1 protein-coding gene is annotated in these 527 nt (G+C 70.4%); it reads left to right on the top strand.

Going from position 1 to position 527, the window contains the following annotated elements; translation table 11 throughout:
• A partial coding sequence (locus EXE41_RS18650; protein WP_137691799.1) for an SDR family oxidoreductase occupies positions 1 to 527 on the top strand: 527 nt, incomplete at both ends.

The following is a 527-nucleotide window of genomic DNA, read 5'->3' as shown; positions in this document are numbered from 1 at the left end:
CAACGGCCGCGACGAGGGGCGGCTGGGGGACGCGAAAGCCGAGGTCGAGGCCGTCGCGACCGGCGAGGTCGTCGCCCACTCGGCGGACCTGACCGACGCCGACGAGGGCGCGGCGCTCGTGGAAGCGACCGTCGACGAGTTCGGCACGATCGACCACCTCGTGACGAGCGCCGGCGGCCCGCCCTCCGGCGCGTTCCTCGACACCGACGACGAGGACTGGCAGCACGCCTACGACCTGCTCGTGATGAGCGTCGTCCGACTGGCGCGGGAGTCGTATCCGTACCTCAAGGAGGGCGACGGCGGCACTATCGTCAACGTGACCTCCCGCAGCGTCAAGGAGGCCATCGACAGCCTCGTGCTGTCGAACTCCGTGCGGATGAGCGTCATCGGTCTGGAGAAGACGCTCTCGAAGGAGTTCGCCCCGGAGGTACGCGCGAACGCGGTCCTGCCGGGCCCCCACGAGACGAGCCGAATCCGGGACCTCGTCGAGGCCGCCGTCGAGCGCGGCGACTACGACTCCTACGAGG

It is taken from the genome of Halorubrum sp. SD690R, from assembly GCF_005435035.1.
GTDB lineage: Archaea > Halobacteriota > Halobacteria > Halobacteriales > Haloferacaceae > Halorubrum > Halorubrum ezzemoulense.
The sequence above is the reverse complement of the archived record's forward strand: the minus strand, read 5'-3'. Positions and strand labels throughout refer to the sequence as shown.